The sequence below is a fragment of the Microvirga arvi genome (genome assembly GCF_016892765.1).
In the GTDB taxonomy this organism is placed as follows: Bacteria; Pseudomonadota; Alphaproteobacteria; order Rhizobiales; family Beijerinckiaceae; genus Microvirga; species Microvirga arvi.
Genome location: NZ_JAFEMD010000021.1, coordinates 14,351 through 36,003 on the forward strand (window position 1 = coordinate 14,351; position 21,653 = coordinate 36,003).

Annotated in this window: 15 protein-coding genes; 8 read left to right on the top strand and 7 right to left on the bottom strand. The window is 59.0% G+C overall.

Features of this window, described 5'->3' with window-relative positions:
• Nucleotides 1-37: 37 nt before the first annotated feature.
• From lpxD to lpxB, 5 genes are read left to right on the top strand one after another with little or no spacing between them, the layout of a single operon-like run.
• Entirely contained in the window at nt 38-1,102 is a 1,065-nt protein-coding gene (gene lpxD, locus ILT44_RS14710; RefSeq protein ID WP_255549728.1) for a UDP-3-O-(3-hydroxymyristoyl)glucosamine N-acyltransferase, read from the top strand.
• A gap of 40 nt (nt 1,103-1,142) precedes the next feature.
• On the top strand, nt 1,143-1,607 hold the full coding sequence (fabZ, locus tag ILT44_RS14715; protein ID WP_204240354.1) for a 3-hydroxyacyl-ACP dehydratase FabZ: 465 nt from the start codon (nt 1,143-1,145) through the stop codon (nt 1,605-1,607).
• Complete coding sequence (gene lpxA / locus ILT44_RS14720; RefSeq protein ID WP_372441166.1) at nt 1,604-2,416, top strand: acyl-ACP--UDP-N-acetylglucosamine O-acyltransferase; 813 nt, start codon at nt 1,604-1,606, stop codon at nt 2,414-2,416. Before fabZ ends, lpxA begins: the two co-directional genes overlap by 4 nt.
• A gap of 2 nt (nt 2,417-2,418) precedes the next feature.
• Entirely contained in the window at nt 2,419-3,282 is an 864-nt protein-coding gene (locus ILT44_RS14725) for an LpxI family protein (protein WP_239468264.1), read from the top strand.
• Complete coding sequence (gene lpxB / locus ILT44_RS14730; RefSeq protein WP_204240357.1) at nt 3,275-4,447, top strand: lipid-A-disaccharide synthase; 1,173 nt, start codon at nt 3,275-3,277, stop codon at nt 4,445-4,447. Before ILT44_RS14725 ends, lpxB begins: the two co-directional genes overlap by 8 nt.
• 79 nt (nt 4,448-4,526) lie before the next feature.
• Here the strand turns inward: lpxB and gltA are convergent, their stop codons facing one another.
• Nucleotides 4,527-5,819 carry a citrate synthase gene (gltA, locus tag ILT44_RS14735; RefSeq protein ID WP_204240358.1) on the bottom strand — a complete coding sequence of 431 codons (1,293 nt, stop codon included), beginning with the start codon at nt 5,817-5,819 and terminating at the stop codon, nt 4,527-4,529.
• 165 nt (nt 5,820-5,984) lie between these two features.
• On the bottom strand, nt 5,985-7,415 hold the full coding sequence (gene gltX, locus ILT44_RS14740; protein WP_204240359.1) for a glutamate--tRNA ligase: 1,431 nt from the start codon (nt 7,413-7,415) through the stop codon (nt 5,985-5,987).
• 142 nt (nt 7,416-7,557) lie between these two features.
• Here gltX and ILT44_RS14745 point away from each other — a divergent pair, with 142 nt between their 5' ends.
• Entirely contained in the window at nt 7,558-9,840 is a 2,283-nt protein-coding gene (locus ILT44_RS14745) for a ComEC/Rec2 family competence protein (protein WP_204240360.1), read from the top strand.
• Here the strand turns inward: ILT44_RS14745 and lexA are convergent.
• Nucleotides 9,818-10,522, bottom strand: a complete 705-nt coding sequence (lexA, locus tag ILT44_RS14750) for a transcriptional repressor LexA (RefSeq protein ID WP_204240361.1) — start codon at nt 10,520-10,522, stop codon at nt 9,818-9,820. The genes ILT44_RS14745 and lexA overlap by 23 nt on opposite strands.
• Before the next feature lie 656 nt (nt 10,523-11,178).
• Between lexA and ILT44_RS31635 the strand changes: the two genes are divergently transcribed.
• Together ILT44_RS31635 and ILT44_RS31640 are read left to right on the top strand one after the other, a co-directional pair.
• On the top strand, nt 11,179-13,524 hold the full coding sequence (locus ILT44_RS31635; protein ID WP_204240362.1) for a calcium-binding protein: 2,346 nt from the start codon (nt 11,179-11,181) through the stop codon (nt 13,522-13,524).
• A 69-nt stretch (nt 13,525-13,593) separates the two neighbouring features.
• Entirely contained in the window at nt 13,594-16,956 is a 3,363-nt protein-coding gene (locus tag ILT44_RS31640) for a hypothetical protein (RefSeq protein ID WP_204240363.1), read from the top strand.
• A 638-nt stretch (nt 16,957-17,594) separates the two neighbouring features.
• Here the strand turns inward: ILT44_RS31640 and ILT44_RS14765 are convergent.
• The 4 genes from ILT44_RS14765 to trpC form a co-directional block, all read right to left on the bottom strand.
• Nucleotides 17,595-18,914: a calcium-binding protein gene (locus ILT44_RS14765; RefSeq protein WP_204240364.1), complete on the bottom strand. Its 1,320-nt coding sequence runs from the start codon at nt 18,912-18,914 to the stop codon at nt 17,595-17,597.
• 209 nt (nt 18,915-19,123) lie between these two features.
• The gene (locus tag ILT44_RS14770) at nt 19,124-20,374 is read right to left on the bottom strand and encodes a molybdopterin molybdotransferase MoeA (RefSeq protein ID WP_204240365.1); all 1,251 of its coding nucleotides are present in this window, start codon (nt 20,372-20,374) and stop codon (nt 19,124-19,126) included.
• Nucleotides 20,371-20,847 carry a cyclic pyranopterin monophosphate synthase MoaC gene (moaC, locus tag ILT44_RS14775; protein WP_204240366.1) on the bottom strand — a complete coding sequence of 159 codons (477 nt, stop codon included), beginning with the start codon at nt 20,845-20,847 and terminating at the stop codon, nt 20,371-20,373. Before moaC ends, ILT44_RS14770 begins: the two co-directional genes overlap by 4 nt.
• Entirely contained in the window at nt 20,844-21,644 is an 801-nt protein-coding gene (gene trpC, locus ILT44_RS14780; protein WP_204240367.1) for an indole-3-glycerol phosphate synthase TrpC, read from the bottom strand. The genes moaC and trpC overlap by 4 nt, the downstream gene beginning before the upstream one ends.
• Nucleotides 21,645-21,653 lie beyond the last annotated feature (9 nt).

Genomic DNA, 21,653 nt, shown 5'->3' on the forward strand with positions numbered 1-21,653 from the left:
CGGGGAGGGCGCCTGACAGCGCCCTCACTTGTTCTTCATGGCTGAATCGAATTTTTTCCCGCAAAGCCAGACGTTGAACCTGCGTCAGGTGGCGGAGATGGCGAATGCAACGCTCCCCGACGGCACCGACGGGGAGTTTTTGCTTCGAGGGGTTGCTCCCCTCGAGAACGCCGGTCCGAGCGACCTCGTCTATATGGACAATCCTGCCTATGTCAGCGCATTGACTGCAACGCGGGCAGCAGCCTGTCTTGTGACACCGCGCTACGCAGCCAAGGTGCCTTCCCATACGGTGGCGCTCGTGACGCCGCAGGCCTACCGCGTCTTCGCTCAGATCCTTGCCGTCCTGTTTCCATCGGCGATGCGGCCGGAAACCTCCTTTGCCGCGACTGGCATTTCCCCAGGCTCATTCGTGCACCCCTCTGCGAGGCTGGAGCATGGGGTCAGGGTCGATCCCGGTGCCGTGATCGGGCCACATGCGGAAATCGGATCGGGATCCTTGATCGGAGCCCATTCGGTCATTGGCCCCAATGTCAGGATCGGGCGGGACTGCTCCATCGCGGCGAACGTGACCGTTACCCACGCCTATCTCGGCAACCGGGTCATTCTTCATCCCGGTGTGAGGATCGGCCAGGACGGCTTCGGGTTCGCCATGGGACCGCAGGGACACCTGAAAGTGCCGCAGGTCGGCCGTGTCATCATCCAGGACGACGTGGAGATCGGGGCCAACACGACTGTGGACCGGGGCGCCAGCCGCGACACCGTGATCGGAGAAGGCACGAAGATCGACAACCTCGTTCAGATCGCCCACAACGTGGTGATCGGGCGCCATTGCGTAATCGTGGCTCAGGTCGGCATCGCCGGCTCCACCACAATCGAGGATTATGTGGCCATCGGTGGCCAGGTGGCCGTGAAGGGCCATGTCCGCATTGGGATGGGGGCACAGATTGCAGCCACCAGCGGCGTCAACGGCGATGTTCCGCCGGGTGCCCGCTGGGGGGGAATTCCGGCGCGCCCCATGCGCGAGTGGTTCCGCGAGATCACAGCTCTGAAAAAGCTTGCATCCCAGGGCGATTCCGCCAAAGACGACGACGCGTCTTCATAACGTTCGTTGAAGGCATTCACTACCGTTCGGAGTTCCCATCATGTCCGAAGCGCCCACCACGCTTCAAACCGCCGATATCATGGAGATCCTGGAGCTGCTGCCCCACCGGTATCCGTTCCTCCTGGTCGACAAGATCATTGAGATCGATGGGGACAATTCCTGCATCGGCATCAAGAATGTCACCTTCAATGAGCCACAATTCACGGGCCATTTCCCCTCGCGCCCGATCTTTCCGGGCGTGTTCCTGATCGAGGCGATGGCTCAGACGGCGGGGGCCATCTGCGTGAAGGCCAAGATGGCGCAGCAGGCCAAGCCTAAGCAGGTGTTCTTCATGACGATCGACAAGGTGAAGTTCCGCAAGCCGGTGGAGCCAGGCGACCGAGTGGAGTTTCACATGCGCAAGCTGAACAACCGCCGCAATATGTGGTGGTACAAGGGTGAGGCGAAGGTGGATGGCATCCTCGTCTGCGAGGCCGAAGTCAGCGCCATGTTGGTGAGCGATTGATGGAAACGATGATTCACCCCTCTGCCATCATCGAAGATGGGGCAAAGATCGGCGCCGGCGTGAAGATCGGCCCATTCTGCACGGTTGGCCCTGAGGTCGAGCTAGGCGAGGGCTGTCAGCTCATCAGCCATGTGGCTGTCGCCGGACGCACCACCATCGGCCCTCGGACACGAATTTTTCCATTCGCCTCCATCGGCCATATCCCCCAGGATCTGAAGTACAAGGGCGAGGCCTCGACGCTTGAAATCGGCGCCGAATGCATGATCCGCGAAGGCGTGACCATGAATCCCGGCACCGAGGGCGGCGGCCTGCGCACCGTGATCGGCGATCGCTGCGCCTTCTTGGCCAATTCGCACGTGGGCCACGACACCAAGGTCGGCAACGACTGCATCCTCTCCAACAATGTGATGCTGGCAGGCCATGTCACCGTTGGCGATTTCGTAATCTTCGGCGGCGGCTCTGCCGTGATCCAGTTTGCTCGGGTCGGCTCTCATGCCTTCGTGGGCGGCATGTCGGGACTGGAGAACGACCTCATCCCCTATGGCATGGCCATGGGCAACCGGGCGCATCTTGCCGGTCTCAACATCATCGGCCTGCGCCGCCGCGGTTTCACCCGCGAGCAGATCCACGACATCCGGCGCGCTTATCGCCTGCTGTTTGCGGATGAGGGCACCCTATCCGAGCGGGTCGATGACGTGGCCGGCGAGTTCGACAGCCATCCCTTCGTGCACGAGATCCTCGACTTCATCCGTGAAGGCAAGGATCGCGCGATCTGCACGCCGCGGGACCCCGTCAGCACGGCCGGGTGACGATGCCAAAGGGCCCCATCGCGATCCTCGCCGGGGCCGGGCAACTTCCCATCCAGCTCTTGAGCCATCTCGAGCGGACGGGGCAGGAGGTCCGGGTGCTGGCGTTCCGCGGCTTTGCGGAAGCCGAACTGCAGCGCCGCGCCAACGCCACCGTCGATCTTCTCGACCTCAAGACCATCATGAGCACCCTCGAGGAATGGCGGCCGCAGGCCGTTTCTCTCGTCGGCGCCGTGCGCCGGCCCGGCTTTTCAGCGCTTCTCAGTGCGTATTCTCTCCTGCGCAACATGCATGAGGTGAAGGATGTCATCGCCCGGGGGGATGATCAGGTGCTGCGCGGCGCCGTGATGCTCCTCGAGGAGCGAGGGCATCGGGTCGTCGGCGCCCATGAGCTGGCTCCGAACCTCGTCGCAGACCGCGCCCTGACAGGCAACCTGCAGCCCGGAGCCGATGACCGTGAGGCTATCGCCGTTGGGCTTGAACTCCTCGCATCGCTGTCCGCCTTCGACATCGGGCAGGGAGCTGTCATCGCCCGCAGGCATGTTCTGGCGATTGAGGGGCCCGAGGGCACGGACAGGATGATGCGGCGGGTGAGATGGCTGCGCCAATCCTGGTTCGGCCTGCGCCGCCGTGAGGAAGGCGGCGTGCTGATCAAGGCTGCCAAGCGCGGTCAGGATCTGCGGGTCGACATGCCAACCGTTGGTCCCCGTACCGTCATCGAAGCGGCCAAAGCCGGCCTTTCCGGGATCGCCATTGGAGCAGGCTCAACCTTCTTGCTCGAACAGGAGAATACCTTGCGTACGGCTGACCGCCTCGGCCTTTTCGTCGTCGCTGTCGATCTGCCGTGGATGGAGATTCCCATTGGCTGAGAGCAAGGCGCTGACGATCTGGATCGTGTCCGGAGAGGAATCGGGCGACCAGCTCGGTGCGAAGCTGATGCGGTCGCTCAAGGCGCGCCTCGGAGCCGACCGCGTGAGCTTTGGCGGTGTGGGTGGCCACGCGATGGCCAAGGAAGGCCTGAGCAGCCTGTTTCCACTCGAAGAGATCGCGGTGATGGGGATTTCCGCGGTGATCGCCCGGCTGCCTTCGATCCTCAAGCGCATTCGGTTCACCGCCGATGCCGTAGTTGCGGCAAACCCTGACATGCTGGTCATCATCGACAGCCCGGATTTTACGCACCGCGTGGCCAAGGCGGTGCGGCAGCGTGCGCCGCAAATCCCGATCATCGACTATGTCAGCCCTTCCGTCTGGGCCTGGCGGCCAGGCCGCGCTCCGAAGATGCGCGCCTATGTGGATCACGTTCTGGCCTTGCTGCCCTTCGAGCCTGAGGCGCATCGGCGTCTGGGTGGGCCACCGACGACTTATGTCGGCCATCCGCTGATCGAGCGCCTCGGCGAGATCCGGCCGGCTCCCAGAGAGCGCAATCTCGGGGACGGCCAGCCCATCAAGCTGCTCGTCCTGCCCGGAAGCCGTCGCTCGGAAGTCAGTCGCCTCATGGAGTCCTTCGGGGCAGCTTTGGCATTGCTGAAGGAACGTTCTACGCATCCCTTCGAAGTGACGATTCCAGCCGTTTCGCATCTCGTGCAGGAAATCAGGGCTCGGGCTGAGACCTGGAATGTGAAACCCCGCATCGTGGAGGGTGAGGCCGCCAAATGGGCAGCTTTCCGTCAGGCGGATGCCGCTCTTGCCGCTTCCGGCACAGTGACACTCGAACTCGGACTGTCCGGTGTGCCGATGGTTGTAGCGTACCGGGTCTCGAAGATGGAAGAGGTGCTGAAATATCTCATCAAGGCACCCTCCATCGTGCTGACCAATCTTGTTCTCGGTGAAAACATCATTCCGGAGCTGATCCAATGGGACTGCACGCCCGAGAAGCTAGCCGAGGCGCTCCTGCCGCTTCTCACCGATACCCCTGAGCGTCAAAAGCAGATCGAAGCCTTCGATAAACTCGACGCTCTCATGAAAATTGGCGACGAGGCACCGAGCGAGCGGTCCGCACGGATCGTGGAAGAGGTGCTGGCGGCTCGCACCTGAGTGCCGCGCTGTTACACCCGGCAGCAGATACAAAAAGGGGCCGAAAGGCCCCTTTTAACTTGCAGCGTTTCCGCTTGTCTTATCCGCGCTGGGCGACCGTCACGTAGTCACGCTCGGCGAAGCCGGTGTAGAGCTGGCGCGGGCGGCCGATGCGCTGGGACGGGTCCTCGATCATCTCGCTCCACTGGGCGATCCAACCGACCGTGCGGGCCAGCGCGAACAGCACCGTGAACATGGAGGTCGGGAAGCCCATCGCCTTCAGCGTGATGCCCGAATAGAAGTCGATGTTCGGGTAGAGCTTCTTCTCGACGAAATACTCGTCCTTGAGCGCGATCTGCTCGAGTTCCACGGCCACGTCGAGGAGCGGATCGTCCTTGATGCCGAGTTCGTTGAGAACCTCGTGGGTGGTCTTCTGCATAATGCGCGCGCGCGGGTCGTAGTTCTTGTAGACCCGGTGCCCAAAGCCCATGAGGCGGAACGGATCGTTCTTGTCCTTGGCCTTGGCAATGTATTCCGGAATGCGATCCGGCGTACCGATCTCTTCCAGCATCTTCAGAGCCGCTTCATTCGCGCCACCATGGGCAGGTCCCCATAGGCAGGCAATGCCGGCGGCGATGCAGGCGAAGGGATTGGCACCCGACGAACCGGCGAGACGCACCGTAGAGGTCGAGGCGTTCTGCTCGTGATCAGCGTGCAGAATGAAGATCCGGTCCAGCGCGCGAGAAAGCACCGGGTTGACCTTGTACTCTTCGGCCGGAACCGCGAAGCACATGCGCAGGAAGTTGGAGGTGTAGTCCAGATCGTTCTGCGGGTACACGAAGGGCTGGCCGATGGAGTACTTGTAGGCCATCGCCGCAAGCGTCGGCATCTTCGCGATCATGCGCATGGAGGCGATCATGCGCTGGTGCGGATCCGAGATGTCTGTGGAGTCGTGATAGAAGGCCGAGAGGGCTCCGACGGAGGCGACCATGATCGCCATGGGGTGGGCATCGCGACGGAATCCGGTGAAGAACCGGTTCATCTGGTCGTGCACCATGGTGTGCCGCGTGACGCGATAGTCGAAATCGGCCTTCTGGGCCGCAGTCGGCAGTTCCCCATAGAGGAGCAGGTAGCAGGTCTCGAGGAAGTCGCCATGCTCGGCGAGCTGGTCGATCGGGTAACCGCGGTAGAGCAGGATGCCCTTGTCGCCGTCAATATAGGTGATCTTCGACTCGGTGGCTGCCGTCGAGGTAAATCCGGGGTCGTAGGTGAACATCCCAGTCTGGCCATAGAGCTTCGAAATGTCGACGACGCTCGGGCCGATCGTGCCTTCTTTGACCGGCAGCTCCACGGTCTTCCCGTCGACTGAAATGGTGCTGGTGCTGGAACTCATGCGTCATGGCCCTTTCAAAAGGAGGCCGGGCAGAACCTAGAGCAACCAGGGGAGCGGAGTAGGCCCTCGGGGCTGCGAAACCAGGGTTTGCCGGTCGGTTTATGGCGCCTTCGGTAGCTTATCCGTAGGGAGGGAGCAAGCACGTCTAAAGGCGAGATTCACTCACTATGCAGCGGGCGCATCCTTGATCTGGTCGCGCAGCCGCAACAGGGTTTCGTCCTTGCCGAGAACCGCCATCACGTCGAAAAGCCCGGGCGATGTCGCCCGGCCGGTGAGAGCCGCGCGGAGGGGCTGCGCCACCTGGCCGAGTTTCGCCCCGATGGTTTCCGCATGCTGACGCACAACGGCTTCGACGCTCTGCGCCGACCAGTCAGAAACAGCTTCGAGCTTCTCGGCAATGCCGACAAGGCGAGGCCTTCCATCTGCCATCAGGCTGGCGGCCTTCTCGTCGAGATGCAGCGGGCGCTGGGCATAGAGGTAATAGGCGCTGTCGAGGAGCTCCACCAAGGTCTTGGCTCGCTCCTTCAGGCCCGGCATGGCGGACGTCAGCTTCTGACGCAGGGCCGGTTTGAAGGTGCGACCGAGATGGTGCTCATCCTTGTCCAGTTCCGGCAGCAGATCCTCCAAAGCCTGCACCAGCCGCTCGTCGTCGGTCTGGCGCATGTAATGCCCATTGAGGTTCTCAAGCTTCGCGAAGTCAAACCGGGCCGGTGAGCGGCCGATACTCCCGAGATCGAACGCATCGATCATCTCCTGAGTGGAGAAGATCTCCTGGTCGCCATGGCTCCAGCCTAGGCGCACCAGATAGTTTCGAAGAGCCTCCGGCAAATAGCCCATGCTGCGATAAGCCTCGACACCCAAGGCGCCATGACGCTTGGAGAGCTTGGCGCCATCCGGTCCATGAATAAGGGGAATATGCGCCATCTTCGGCACATTCCAGCCGAGTGCCTGATAGATCTGGGTCTGTCGCGCGGCATTGGTGAGGTGGTCGTCGCCGCGGATGACATGCGTTACATCCATATCGTGATCATCCACCACCACGGCCAGCATATAGGTCGGCGTGCCGTCGGAGCGCAGGAGCACGAGATCGTCGAGGTCCTTGTTCTGCCAGACGACGCGGCCTTGGACCTCGTCCTCGACCACTGTCTCGCCCTCGGCCGGCGCCTTCAGACGGATCACCGGCTTCACACCGGCCGGCGCCTCGGAGGGGTCGCGGTCACGCCAGCGCCCGTCATAGCGCAGGGGACGACCTTCCTTGCGGGCGGTCTCGCGCATCTCCTCCAGTTCCTGCTGGGAGGCATAGCAATAATAGGCGCGGCCTTGCGCAAGGAGGCTCTCGGCCACCTCCTTGTGACGGCCCGCGCGGGAGAACTGATAGACCACGTCACCGTCCCAATCGAGACCGAGCCATTTCAAGCCGTCAAGAATGGCGGCGATGGCCGCATCCGTCGAACGCTCCCGATCCGTGTCCTCGATGCGCAGAAGCATCTTGCCCCCATGCCGCTTGGCATAAAGCCAGTTGAACAGGGCCGTGCGTCCTCCTCCGATGTGCAGGAAGCCGGTGGGAGAGGGGGCGAAGCGGGTGACGACGGTCATCGCAGGGGAACCTTGACTAAAAAAACTTTGGGCCGTGCGGCTTCAAATCCGCAGCATCATCCGACTCAATCCACAGGGCGGTTTGGGCCGGAGCGTGCGGTCGTCTAGCATGCAACGGAACCCGCGTTAAGCCGAAGCCACGATGCAGGACAACCAAGAAGTGCCCCGCAGGATCCCGCGCCGCGCTGCGCGGGTTATGGCTTTGCCTTGGTCCTCAGGCATCAGCATCGCATGGAGGCTCGGGGATGGCCGAGGCTGGGTTTCCCGATGCATTGCCCGCGAGATCGAGCAGCGCCGGCTATTCCCCTGGATCGCCGTGTGCTTTGGCAGCGGCATCCTCCTGTTCTTCCAGGCCGACGGGGAACCCGCTCTCTGGGCGCCGCTGGGAGCCTTCGGCCTTTGCTCTGCGGCAGGCATTGCACTGCGCAGGAACATGCCTGTTCTGACGGCGCTGATTGCCTTTGCGGCCCTTTTCGCGGGCTTCTCGGCAGGTGTGATCCGCGCCCGGAGCGTGGCGGCTCCAGCTTTGAGCCGCATCACCATCACAACCATCGCGGGCTTTATCGAGGCGGTCGAGGACCGGGAAGAAGGGCAGCGGCTTCTCATTCGGGTCGCGGAGATGAAGGACGTGGCAGTGACCGAACGTCCACGTCTCGTGCGTGCTTCCGTGCGCAACGGGGCAGGGCTGGGGGCTGGGCAGTTCATCACCGGTACAGCCCGCCTGCTGCCGCCCCCTGAAGCGGCGTGGCCCGGCGGCTACGACTTCGCCCGCGACGCCTATTACAAAGGCATCGGCGCCGTGGGCTCCATGGTCGGGCCTGTACGGCGCCTTGATCCGCCGCCGCAACAGGATTGGTCCCTGTGGCTGGGGGCTCGTGTGGACGAAGCTCGCAATGCACTGACCCAACGCATCGCTTCGTCGATCGGCGGCGCGGCCGGTGCCGTTGGCGCTGCGCTTGTAACAGGCAAGCGCGGGCTCATTCCGGAGGCCACGAACGATGTCCTGCGCGGAGCGGGGATTTATCACATCGTATCGATCTCCGGACTGCACATGGTGCTGGCGGCCGGCACCTTCTTCTGGCTCGTGCGGGCACTACTGGCTTTGGCGCCGAGTGTCGCGCTGCTCTGGCCGGTCAAGAAGATCGCCGCTGTAGCAGCCATGATCGGAGCGACGATCTACTGCGTCTTTTCAGGCTCCGATGTTGCCACCGAGCGCTCGCTCATCATGACGCTCGTGATGTTCGGCGCGGTGCTGGTCGACCGTCCTGCCCTGAGCATCCGCAATCTCTCGATCGCTGCCCTCATCGTGCTCGCCCGCGAGCCAGAGGCGCTTTTGGGTCCAAGCTTCCAGATGTCGTTCGGAGCTGTCGCCGCCATGATGGCCCTCGTGCCGCTGATGCATCGGAGGCGAGCGGAAAGGGGCTCCGTCGCCCTTGTGGAAAGAGGCCTGCACTGGGCTGGTCAGGCAATGCTCGGGCTCGTGACGACGACGCTGGTCGCGAGCATCGCCACCGCTCCCTTTGCCGCCTACCACTTCCAGTCGCTCAACCCTTATGGCCTGATCGGCAACGCGCTCGCTCTGCCGCTTGTCTCGCTGGTGGTCATGCCTTCAGCCGTTCTCGGCGTGCTGGCCTATCCATTTGGCCTCGACCGCCCGGTCTGGCAGGTGATGGGCGCTGCAGTCGAGCAAGTGCTTGAGGTCTCAGCCTGGGTCGGTGGCTTCAGCGGCTCGACAATCGTGGTGCCTGCGCTAGGTGTCGGCGCTCTGGCCTTTCTGAGCCTCGGCCTGCTCGTTCTGACCATCCCGGCCTCCGCCCTCCGCTGGTTGGCCGTCTTTCCTGCTGGTGCAGGACTTGCCTTTGCCGCCGTGCCGCATCGATATGACATCTTTATCGATCGAGAGGGAGCCGGTGCTGCCGTTCGCAGCGGCAACGGGCGGCTTGCCCTCGTGGGACGCCCATCCGATTTCGTGGTCGAGCAATGGCTGCGTGCCGATGGCGATGGCAGAAATACCGACGATTCCAGCCTGAGACGGGAGACCCGATGCGACAGCGCCGGATGCGTTGTCCTCACAGGACATAGATGGCCTGTCGCCTTCGTCCAGGATTATGCGGCGTTCGAGGAGGATTGTCGTCGGGTCAGTGTGATCATCACGCGCCTGCAGGCCCCGTCGACATGCCGGCCCCCATTCTTGCTGGACAGGGAAGCCTTGAGCGCGCGCGGGGCGACCACACTTCACTTCGGGCCTCAAGGCATCGAGGTCATGTCCGTGCGGAAGGGGCGGGAGGTGATGACTTGGTCCGGCATCCCGTCAACCCATGCCAGGCAGGCCGAAGGATTGCCTGCTCAGGGGAGAAGGTCGGCAAGACCAGTCCCTGAGCAGGATCTTCCTGAAGACGACGTCAGTAGCGACGAACCAGACTGACGAGCTTGCCCTGGATCTTGACCCGGTCAGGGCCGAGCACGCGAGTTTCGTAGGCTTGGTTGGCCGCTTCCAGCGCGATGGAGGAGCCTCGGCGCCGGAACCGCTTCAGGGTTGCTTCCTCGTCGTCAATCAGCGCGACGATGATGTCACCTGTGTTGGCATTGTCCTGCCGGCGGATCACGACGAGGTCGCCGTCGAGGATGCCTGCCTCGACCATGGAATCACCCCGCACTTCAAGCGCGAAATGATCGCCCTGGGCCAGGAAGTCGCCCGAGAGGGTGATCGAATGACTGCGGGTCTGGATCGCGGAGATCGGTACGCCGGCGGCGATCCGGCCCATGACCGGGATCGACATTTCACGGTCGCGCTGTTCGGAAGCAGGCGGGGGAGCGGCCTTCGCTTTTCCGGCCAGACCGCCTTCCACCACGCTTGGCGTGAAGCGCCTTTGGCTGCCGGCACCGCTGGTGCTCTCGGGAAGGCGGATGACTTCCAGCGCCCTCGCACGGTTCGGCAAACGGCGGATGAAGCCGCGCTCCTCGAGCGCCGTAATCAGGCGGTGGATGCCGGACTTCGATTTGAGATCGAGCGCGTCCTTCATCTCGTCGAAGGACGGCGGGACCCCGGTTTCACGCAGCCGCTCATGAATGAAGCGGAGCAATTCGTGCTGTTTACGCGTCAGCATGGCTGGCCCTTACTGCTCCTCAGAGGAGCGATTCTGAAACAAATCGAGAACAAGGTAGCCGTTCTTGCTGTGTTCCGCAAGAGTGTGGTTAAGGTTGTTGCTATTTGTCAGTTGGATAGAGGATGGATTGCACCTTAGGGGGCCCTTGCGGCCCGCCCAGCCTAATCCCGCATAAGCACGATGCTCAGGCTAATTGAGTGCCTTATCCAGTCCTATTGGCGGTGGGGCCGATGCAGGAGCAGGAGTTCCAAAACCCGTCGCACCTGCCATACATCTCAGCAAGGCATCGGAGCGTGCAACCTAGTTTCAAAGTTGAAGTCTCCAGAAGCGGAATTCATAATGCCTAGAGAAGAATTTAAAGGCCACGTTTGAAAGCATTACTAATGCAATGAACAATTAAAAATCAGTTAAATACCATCTAGTATGTTGAATAATACAGATATCAGAACCACAAAACTTAATCGTTAACCATATTCTCTCTATAACATTCAAATTTTTTTTAGGGTGGTTTCTTGATAGATCCCCCTGAATTACGGCTTGAGCAGTGCCGTAAACCAACATTGATCCTTTGATGAGGAGAGGGTTGCCTTTCGCTCGGGTTTGATGCCATAAACGCTGTAATATTACATTAAGTAAGATTGCGAGTGGAGAGCGACATGGCTGGTGGGGTAGCAACTTCTTGGAACGAGGCAACCCTCGTTTCGTTCACGCTCTCAAGTCAAGCTCATCCGAGCACTGCCGTGCAGAACGCGGACGGCACCTACACTACCGTGTGGATGGAATATGATCCTGTTCTCGCGCGAACCGTGATCAAGGCGAAGCTTACATCCTTCGACGGGGAAGTCATTCGGGATACCTTCGTCCTTAGCAGTACAGCTGCTTCGGGCGGCGGCTTAGGCAATCCTACTGTGACAACCCTGCCGGATGGACGCTTCATTGTCAGCTATTCATCATCTGATGGGCGGATTTATACGAGCCTCCTGAGCCCCCAAGGTTTCCCCCTCGGTGAAACTCAAGTCAATGCAATCATCACGGGATCGCCTCAGAATCCGGAGGTTGTTCCGATTGCCACAGGCGCATCGGCCGGTGGCTATATGGTCGTTTGGGAAGGCAATGGGGATATCAAAGCCCAGATATACAACGCCAGCGGCCAAAAGGTTGGGGGTGAGTTCCGCTTCAACACTCCTGCGAGTCCTCCTGGTGGAAGAGTTGTCGAGAGTGGAGTTCAAACCGCTACCCTCACAGATGGCCGAAGTGTTGTTGTCTATAAGCAATTTAGCGAAGGTGTTGATCCGGAAACAGGGGATGACTATTCGGTCCTCTTCTTAAGATACCGGATCATCAACCAAGACGGTTCTATCGGTGCAGAAATCAATCTGCCAACTGCAACAGAGAGCACTGACGTAAATGTCTCCGCGCTTGCAGGTGGTCGGTATCTGATTACGTGGGTAGAGGGCCCAAGAACCCGTGCGCTGGTTTACAATTCAAACGGGTCTATCGCGAACGACTATTTCATAAGCCCTGAAAACACAGGTACTGAGCAAAAGCCCATCACAGCCGTCCTCCCCGGTGACTTCATAGCCGTGGCTTGGCTGGACTATAATGGTAGCAGTTTCACACTGCGCGCTAAGGTGCTGAATATCGACGGCTCGACACATAGACTTGAATTCGTCGTCGCAACAGGCGTCGGCGATTTTGCGCCTGAAGTCATTTCTCACAATGACGGCCGGTTCACGATTACTTGGCGCACCGACTCTGGTGCTCTCTATACGCAAACCTGGGATACCCGCAGGACGGGCTCCGATGGGTGGTTCAACTGGAGCGGCAGCGACGCTGCAAACGACAGCTATGTCGGGACAACAAACTCGGATCGCCTTTCCGGCGGAGGTGGTCACGACCGCTTGTCCGGCTACACCGGCAATGACTCGCTGACCGGCGGAGCCGGGAACGACACTCTCAAGGGCGGAAGCGGTCACGATACCCTGAATGGCGATGATGGCAACGACATTCTCTACGGAGATTCCGATGCATCCGATGTGCTCCGTGGTGGAGCGGGCGATGACACCTATTACATCCATTATCGCGGCATAGAAGCGGGTCACCAAATAGAAGAAGATCTGAATCAGCAAATTGGTGGCACGGATAAGGCGTACATCTACAGAGGAGACTTCGCCACTGTAGACGACATTAAGTCATATAGAGCTTTCTTGACGCTTCGAGGAATTGAGAGCGTCATCGTTGCTGACAACAACGACCCAACGAATATTCAATTCTCCGACAGTTTCGTTCGCGAGCACCTTGGCTCAGAACTTAATGTTGGTGTTCTCTCGGCACTAGACACTGACGGAGATACTCTAACCTGGCAACTGATCGACGATGCGAATGGCATTGTTTATCTCGAAGGGGCCGAGATCAAGGTTAAGGACCATACAAAGCTTGACTTCGAGCAGTTGGAAACACGCGACTTTACCTTTACGGTCAGAGTTACTGATGGTTTAGGAAACTCTTTTGAGAAGTCCTTTACCGTTGCTGTCGAAAATATCGTTACAGAGCGTGTAACTGGGACCAGCGGGAACGACGCCATCAAAGGTGGTGGCGGCAAAGATCGGCTTACTGGTGGTGATGGTAATGATACCCTATCAGGTGGAGCAGAGACGGACACACTAACTGGGGGTGCGGGCGAAGACGTCTTCCTCTTCGACTCGCGCTTTGCAAGTTCGAATATAGACACCATTTCGAACTTCGAAGTTTCTGCTGACAAGATCCACTTGGAACGAGACATTTTCACAGCATTTGCTGAAAGCGACGTCGGCAAAAACCTCGACATCAATGCCTTCGTCATCGGAACGACAGCTCTTAGTACTGAGGATCGTATTATCTATGACCCACAGTCAGGAAAGCTGTTCTACGACAGTGATGGAAGCGGTGGCGTTGCAGCGCGGCACTTTGCTACTCTCGGGCTAAATCTCAACCTGAATAACGGCCATTTCTTCATAGTGTAACTCTTTGCCAAAGGCTGATCGGCTCTGCCCGTGCTAAGAGAAACATGATAACGTAAGGAAAATCACAAGATGCCTCAGAATCTTACAATCCAAGCTGTCACTACCGATGGTGGTCGGCAGAGCGGCAATTTCGGTGTTTATATCAATGAGAACATTTCTTCTGGCACTAAGATTGGCAAGCTAATTGGCATTGACTTTCCAAATACTAATTTCACCATCGTTGCTGAGAACGATTATGGAGGACGCTTTGGAATCATTAAGGAAGGTTCCGATTACTTTCTGATCGCCTTGAACGGTGGGAGTGTTAATTTCGACTTTGAGGACCCCCAATTCGAGGCATTCTTCAGTCAGGTAACGTTCAAGATGTACAACGGTACGACACTTGCACATCAGGTAGTCGTTGATGTTGAGCTAAATGACATTGTCAATGAAACGCCAACCAACACACAGCCAACCACGCCGGTTGTTCAAGGAACCGTAGCAACAATCGACGAGAACATCGATGGTACTCCCACTACACTTGTCGCTCGTGTGCAGTCGACCGACGATGGCGTCGGAGGCACATCCTTGCGTTATGCACTGGTCAGTAATCCTGGAAATCTATTTTCGATTGATCAAGCCACGGGTGAGATCAGGTTCACAGGAGGTCGGCAAGACTACGAGACCAATGCAAATCTTCAGGTCGAGAATGCCGGGACGCCACAGGAGCGCAAGTTTTTCAACGTGACCGTCAAGGCTTTCGAGAGTGGCACAGGCGGCTTGGAGTCCGGCACCACTCAGGTGAAGGTCTACCTGAATAATGTGAATGAGGCTCCGAGAGCATGGTTAAGCACCGAAGGCAACAATCAAGTTACAATTCAAGAGAACCGACCTCCAAACTTCCAGATTGCTCAACTAGGAGCTACTGATCCTGAAGGGAATCATCCGCAATGGAGCGGTCCATTCACTTATCGGATCGACATAACCGATCCGACCACCCCCTACGCATCGCTGTACGACATCATTAACATCGGAACCGCACAAGCGCCTGTCTGGACCCTAGTGGTTAAAGGAACGATCGATTACGACTCGCTCCCTGCTGGCGAGAAGCGCCATACGATTAAGGTTATTGCAAGAGACAGCGCGGGTGCAGAAGGCGGCCAATACTTTATCATCAACCTTACAAATGACCCGAGTGACGATCAGCCGGCTAACACTGCTCCAACGGCACCTTCTATCGTCAACAACACGGTCCTCGAACTGACTGAACAGCAAGCCGGCGCTGTGAATGTGGCGACGGTTCAATCGACCGACGACAATGTGGGTGGCACAACGCTGCAATACGAACTTGTCAACACAATCAACGGTCTGTTCTCGATCAACCAGACAACAGGTGTCATCACCTTCAATGGTACAGCCTATAACTACGAGACGGGCGCCAACCTGCAGGTTGAGAATGCCGGCACTATGCAGGAGCGCAAGTTCTTCGAGGTGCAGGTGCGTGCGCGCGAAAGCGGCACCGGCGGTCTGACCTCAAACGTGACCACCGTGAAGGTCTACCTCAATGATGTGAACGAGGCGGTCAGCGATGCCACTTACGCACCTAACACCATGAACGAGGCCGCGCAGGCTGGAACGGTGGTTGCAGGCTCTCCAACTGTAATTGACCCGGATACGGCTCCCGTCAATCGTAATTTCCGCTATATAATGGTTGATGAAAATGGCAATGAGATTCAAGGTCCATCGAACTTTGCTGTAGACGCTATCACAGGCGTTATCACGGTCGGTGCACTCGGTCTGCCCAACGTGAGCCAGCCGACGGACGTTCAGGTGCGTGTGCGGATCAGGGACCACGGCGGTGATGGCTTCTCTCACACTGAAGTTGTCACTGTCAGGGTCAACCCTGCCGATGTGAACTCACCGCCGACCGCGCCCACAATCGTGAATGGGACACTGCAGGAACTCACCGAGAACGCGGCTGGCAATGTTGTCGTGGCTCGGGTTCAGTCCAGTGACGATGGTGTCGGTGGCACCACCTTCAGTTATCAACTTGCCAACAATCCAGGTGGTTTCTTCTCGATCGACGCAACGACCGGCGAGATCACTTTCATTGGAGGGGCCCAAAACTATGAGACCAATGGGAGCCTTCAGGTTGAGAATGCCGGCACTCCACAGGAGCGCAAGTTCTTCAATGTGACCGTCAGGGCTGTTGAGAATGGCACCGGTGGCTTGTCTTCCAATACAACACAGGTGAAAGTTTATCTGAATGATCTAAACGAAGCGATCACCGACGCTACCTATATCGTGAATGCGATGACCGAGAATGCTGCGGTTGGCGCATTGGTAGGGACGCTCCAGTCAGTGGTCGACCCGGATACGGTCGCGACGAACCGCAATTTCCGCTATGCGCTTGTGGACGGGAACGGCAATGAAATCCAAGGGCTGTCTAACTTCGCCGTGAATGCCACTACGGGGGAGATCACGGTGGGCCAACTTGGTCTGCCTGACGTGAACCAGCCGACGGATGTTCAGGTGCGGGTGCGGATCACCGACAAAGGCGGCGTAGGCTTCTCCCATACCGAGGTTGTCACCGTACAAGTAAACCCGGCGACAGTTCCCCAGAACCAGGCTCCCAGCGACATCGTCGTTCTCAGCGGTGGCACTGTTCAGGAGCTTGCTGGAATTGGCTCCACAGCGGCCGTGCTGGGCACCCAAGATCCAGACGATACGAGCGGCTTCCTATACTCAATCGTCAATCCTGATGGGCGCTTCGCGATCAGCGGCAATCAGATTGTGGTTGCCAACGGCGTGATGCTTGATGCTGAACAGAGCGCTTCGCATGTTGTCAGAGTGCGTGTGACAGACAAGTCTGGGACGGGGCGCTCATATGAGGAAAACATCACCATCAATGTCGCCGATCTTAATCCTGAGACGATGACGGTTGGGAGCGCTAGCGCGCTCAACGACATCATCAAAGGCAGCAAAACCGGCAACTTCAAGGATACGTTCTTTGGTGGCGCCGGCGATGACAAGCTCTGGGGCGGGTATGGCAACGACACGCTTTGGGGTGGCACCGGCAAGGACGTGTTTGTCTTCGATGGCAGGCTTGGTACGGCCAGTACGGATCGGCGTGTGAATTACGATACGATCAAGGACTACAGCGTCAAGGACGACTCGATCTGGCTCGACAACGACCTGTTCAAGTCGAACAAGAAGCTCTATGCCTCGATCAAAAAGGGTACGGAGAATGCGCCCTTGAAGATGGCAAGCAAGTTCTTCACCGTGGGCGACAAGGCCAAGCAGGCGGACGACTACTTCGTGTATGACGCCAAAAAGCGTGTCCTCTACTACGACGCCGATGGCTCCGGTTCGAAGGCCGCCATCGAGATGGCAACCTTCACCAACAACAAGGCCTTGAAAGCATTCACGGTGAAGGAGCTGTTCTTCATATAACCTGCGACAGCAACGTTACATCGGCCGACCCCGGCCCTCCTGAGGAGGGCCGGGGTCAATCTTTCTTGAATTCTGGCGGCTTCAGTATGAGTTTTGTCGGCTTTGTGCACAGGACGTCAGATCGAAGCATTAAAGATTTTTCGTTGAGGTCGACTAGGTAAGACGTTCAAAAGCGCGCTAGGAGAGAACGACAGTTGATACCCCGTAACCGCGTACACCTTCAAAGCACGGCCTTTAAGCGGACGCACCCTGGGTGACTGACGCTTCTCTCTTTAAGCGACACGTGTCAGGTGCGAACCAAAGATTCCCCGCAGGGAAAAAGTCTGTTTCTTCATTTTTTCACGATGTGCCGGACAACGCGTCCCGAGCGATGCCGATTTCTGATGTATTCTTCCCATGAATCTTGAATGTGTAATCAGTTCGGAAAGAAAGCCTCGTTTCGAAGTGCGCAGAACGCTGCTGGATATAGGATGTATTCCAGCTGAGGATGTAGAGCCGTCTTGCACCTGATAAGGCCACGGGGCTCATGGAGCGGGATAAACTCGACTCTGATCAGTGCAGGGGTCGAGAATTACTTCGCCCATGTAAAAACCCGCCTTGAGGTCAACCAAGGCGGGTTTTCAGAAGTTCAATAATGTTTAGACGATGAGGAAATCCGCGGCCGCCAGCTTCAGATTCTTGTCCAGCGTCGCGAATTTGATAGCCGCAGCCGCCGCTCCAATGCCGTCCGCATCATAGGAGAGGGCGCCGGTGGTCTTGTTGTAGATGATCCGGTCGTCCGCGTCTTTCGCCGCTGTACCTGTGACGAAGTAACTGAAAGGAAGTTTACCAGCACCCAGAGCGGTGAAAACGAACTTGTCGAGCACGATGGTATCATCTTTTACCGAGAAGCCGGCGATCTTGTCGATACCAGAGCCCAAGACTGAGTCGAAAACAAAGGCATCACGCCCGGCATCACCCTCAAGAACATCGCTGCCTAAGCCACCGCTCAGCCGGTCATTGCCTGCGCCGCCCAGAAGCTTGTCGTTGCCGCCGCGCCCCTCGAGGAGGTCATTGCCCGCAAGTCCATCGAGCGTATTCTTGCCCGAATGACCAAGGAGCACATTGGCCTTCGCTGTGCCTTTGAGGTTCACGGTCTTGCTGGCTTTCAGGGTCTCATCGGCAGCAAGGCCTTCGAAAAGCCTGTCGCTGGATGACAAGGTGGTGGTCTTCGAGACGACGCGGCTGTCAAGACCACCGGAATCGATGATGATGTCGACTTTTTCCTTGAACTTGTAGACGTCGTTGCCCTTGCCACCCTTCAGGATGTTCGGCCCGTCGCGGCCGCGGTCATCGCCGCCGATGAGTGTGTCGTTGCCGTCACCGCCATCGAGCACGTCGATGCCTTCGCCACCGTCGAGATAATCGTTACCCGCATTGCCATAGAGCAGATCGCGGCCCACGCCTGCCGTGACGCGCTCGCCGGCCGCGCTGCCGACGAAACGGTCGTCATTAATCCTGGTGGCATCCGAGTTCATCTCAACCAGAATGGTTTGGTTGGCCCGTCCCCAGTTTGCAAATACTGTCTTTGAGAGGTCGAGATCGACTTGTTCCGGGGCACTGCTGAAATGGATTGTGTCGGCACCGAAGGTGGAACCGTTAACCTGGGAGACACCAAATGAGCTATTGGCATTGTAGCTGAGAGTTGTTGCTGAAGCCGGAGACAAAAACGATAAGACGTCAATTCCAACAATGGAATTAAGGTGGGCAGAGCCAAGGAGGTTGATGAAATCCAACTGTTGGTCCGCGAAGTCACCTGCACCGTTCGTGCCGTAGATGCTGGTTCGCGCTACGCCCTCATTGACAACGAATACATCGTTGCCACCCAACCCATTGTAGATCAGGCTGTCACCTGGGAGAGGGCCAGTAACATTGAACTGATCGCCGCTCTCGCTGCCGTTGATAATATGAACCGCCATATTTTGCCCCTTCTGCCTGTATAAGGCTTGGTTATGCTGTATATATAACGTTGCATAATTTGCGTTGCCGAGCAATTCCACATTGCCGTCGCAGCAAAAGAGCCTGCAAATGCGAGTCCATTCAGCTGTTCAGAAGCGTGGCTTTTCGAAATTAAAGTTAAAGTATTCTGGGGCAGGTACGATCTCGATAGATCATTGCAATCCTAGCCCTAGCAAAATCTTTCCAGCCGGATGATCCGGCAAGGCTCGCCCGTTGAGGCCGCTGGCGCGTGGGGTGGGCGGACGAGCAGGGCGTCCGAACGTTCAAGAATGCTCAGCATCGAAGAATCTTGGAGGAGATGTGGCATCGCGACTGGTAGCATGAGCCGCGTGGGGCCTTGAGCGAGGCTCAACGGCAAGTCCTGCAAGGTCAGAGATGCGCGCATGTAATCCTGGCGTTCCCGGTTGGGCGGGAGGTCGGCGCCCAGGATCGCATCCTCGGTAGGGTCGACGGCCGCATTCTGGTCGCCGAGGAGGGCGCGAATCGCTGGAATCAGGAACAGAACGGCGCAGACGAGGGACGAGACCGGGTTACCGGGGAGGCCCAGCAGCAGGGTCGAACCGAGGCGTCCGTGCATGAGCGGCTTTCCAGGCCGCAGGGCCACGCGCCAGAAGCCGAGATTCATACCCTGGCGGATCAGGGCTTTCTGCACGAGGTCGTGCTCGCCCACCGAGGCTCCACCCAGGGTGACAAGGATGTCGGCATCTCGGGCAGCTTGAATTCGCTCCTCGAGCACCTCAAGATTGTCACGAGCAATCCCGAGATCGATAGCCTCGGCACCGGCCTTCTCGGCCATCAAAATCGTAGCCGGAAGGCTGGAGGCCGTGATTTGATCCGGGCCTACCAGCTCACCCGCCCGTACGAGCTCGTCACCAGTGGCGAGAATGGCGACCTTTGGCCTGCGGTGGACGGGCAGCGTCCCGTACCCCATGGCAGCGGCGAGGGCGATGTGGCGGGAATCGAGGCGCAGGCCTGCCTGCAGAAGAATGTCGCCGGCGCGGAAATCCAGGCCGGCTGGCCGGATGTGGCGGTTGGGGCGGGCTGCCTCCTTCACCACGACCAGATCGCCAGCGCGATCTGTGTCCTCCTGCAGCACCACGGCATCGGCACCGTCCGGAACGGGTGCACCGGTGAAAATCCGAACTCCCTGCATGGCCCCGACAGTGCCGGAGAAGCGGGATCCGGCCGCGCTCGTGCCGATCACACGGAGCCTAGAGGGAGCTTGGGCAACGTCAGCGCTGCGCACTGCATAACCGTCCATGGCAGAAGCCGGGAAGGGTGGCTGGTCACGCCGGGCGCTGACATCATCAGCGAGGGTCCGGCCAGCGCAGGCGGTGAGGGGCACATGCTCGGTCGCGAGCGGCTTCTCGACGCTTGCCAGCACCCGGGACAGGGCATCCTCGACCGAGATCAGGCTCATGGTGCCTCAAAGTCTCCTGACCGGCCGCCGCTTTTCCGGCGCAGGCGGATGTTCTCGATCCGCATGGCCTTATCGGCCGCCTTCACCATGTCGTAAATCGTGAGGCATGCGACGGAAACAGCGGTCAGTGCCTCCATCTCGACGCCGGTCTGGCCTGATACCTTCACTTCGGCGCTCACGCGCACCCCGGGGAGGCTCTCGTCGAGGGTACAATCCACCTTGACCTTGGAGATGAGAAGGGGGTGGCAGAGGGGAATGAGCTCGTGGGTTCGCTTGGAGGCCATGATGCCGGCAAGCCGCGCGGTTCCGAGCACGTCTCCCTTCTTGGCATCTCCCTGGCGGATCAGGGCCACCGTTTCCGGCAGCATGACCACGCATCCCTCAGCAATGGCGGTGCGGCTCGTGACATCCTTGTCCGAAACGTCGACCATGTTGGCCTCGCCCGCCGCATCGAGATGCGTGAGCTTTGTCATGCAGCCTCGCCGAACAGGAGTTTGCGGGTCGCCGCTGCCACATCCGCCTGCCGCATTAGGCTCTCGCCCACGAGGAAGGTACGGATGCCGACCCTGGTCAGGCGCGTGATGTCTTCGAGCGTGAAGATACCGCTCTCGCCGACGATGATACGGTCGGGCGGAATCAGAGGCGCCAGTTCCTCGCTGACGCCCAGCGAGACCTCAAACGTGCGAAGATTCCGGTTGTTGATGCCAATAAGCCTTGTGCCGAGGGGCAGGGCGCGTTCGAGTTCAGCCCGGTCATGCACTTCGACCAATACGTCCATGCCTAGATCATGGGCGGTGTCGATCAGAGCCCGCGCCTGCTCGTCCGTGACACTCGCCATGATCACGAGGATGCAGTCGGCGCCCCACGCCCGCGCCTCGTAGACCTGATAGGGTTCGAACAGGAAGTCTTTGCGCAGAGCCGGCAGACCGGAGGCTTCGCGGGCTTGAGCCAGATACTCGGGTTTGCCCTGGAAAGACGGCTCGTCGGTGAGGACGGACAAGCAGGTCGCCCCGCCTTCGGCATAGGCGCGGGCGAGACTTGGCGGATCGAAATCCGCCCGGATCAAGCCTTTTGAGGGACTTGCCTTCTTCACCTCGGCAATAAGAGCAGGACGCCCCTCGGCGAGATGGCACGCGATGGCCTCGGCAAAGCCACGAGGCGGCGAGGCTTCATGGGCCTGGCGCTCCATCTCGGTCTGTGGAACGGCAGCCTTGGCGGCCGCGATCTCCTGGCGCTTATAGGCTTCAATCCGGCTGAGAACGTCGCTCATTGGCTTTTC

Bases quoted from the DNA above. Each gene is read 5' to 3' on its own strand.
- ILT44_RS14725 (WP_239468264.1), top strand. From the start codon at position 2,419: ATGCCAAAGGGCCCCATCGCGATCCTCGCCGGGGCCGGGCAACTTCCC.
- lexA (WP_204240361.1), bottom strand. From the start codon at position 10,522: ATGCTGACGCGTAAACAGCACGAATTGCTCCGCTTCATTCATGAGCGG.
- fabZ (WP_204240354.1), top strand. From the start codon at position 1,143: ATGTCCGAAGCGCCCACCACGCTTCAAACCGCCGATATCATGGAGATC.
- moaC (WP_204240366.1), bottom strand. From the start codon at position 20,847: ATGACAAAGCTCACGCATCTCGATGCGGCGGGCGAGGCCAACATGGTC.
- ILT44_RS14765 (WP_204240364.1), bottom strand. From the start codon at position 18,914: ATGGCGGTTCATATTATCAACGGCAGCGAGAGCGGCGATCAGTTCAAT.
- ILT44_RS14770 (WP_204240365.1), bottom strand. From the start codon at position 20,374: ATGAGCCTGATCTCGGTCGAGGATGCCCTGTCCCGGGTGCTGGCAAGC.
- trpC (WP_204240367.1), bottom strand. From the start codon at position 21,644: ATGAGCGACGTTCTCAGCCGGATTGAAGCCTATAAGCGCCAGGAGATC.
- ILT44_RS14745 (WP_204240360.1), top strand. From the start codon at position 7,558: ATGCAGGACAACCAAGAAGTGCCCCGCAGGATCCCGCGCCGCGCTGCG.
- ILT44_RS31635 (WP_204240362.1), top strand. From the start codon at position 11,179: ATGGCTGGTGGGGTAGCAACTTCTTGGAACGAGGCAACCCTCGTTTCG.
- lpxD (WP_255549728.1), top strand. From the start codon at position 38: ATGGCTGAATCGAATTTTTTCCCGCAAAGCCAGACGTTGAACCTGCGT.
- ILT44_RS31640 (WP_204240363.1), top strand. From the start codon at position 13,594: ATGCCTCAGAATCTTACAATCCAAGCTGTCACTACCGATGGTGGTCGG.
- gltA (WP_204240358.1), bottom strand. From the start codon at position 5,819: ATGAGTTCCAGCACCAGCACCATTTCAGTCGACGGGAAGACCGTGGAG.
- gltX (WP_204240359.1), bottom strand. From the start codon at position 7,415: ATGACCGTCGTCACCCGCTTCGCCCCCTCTCCCACCGGCTTCCTGCAC.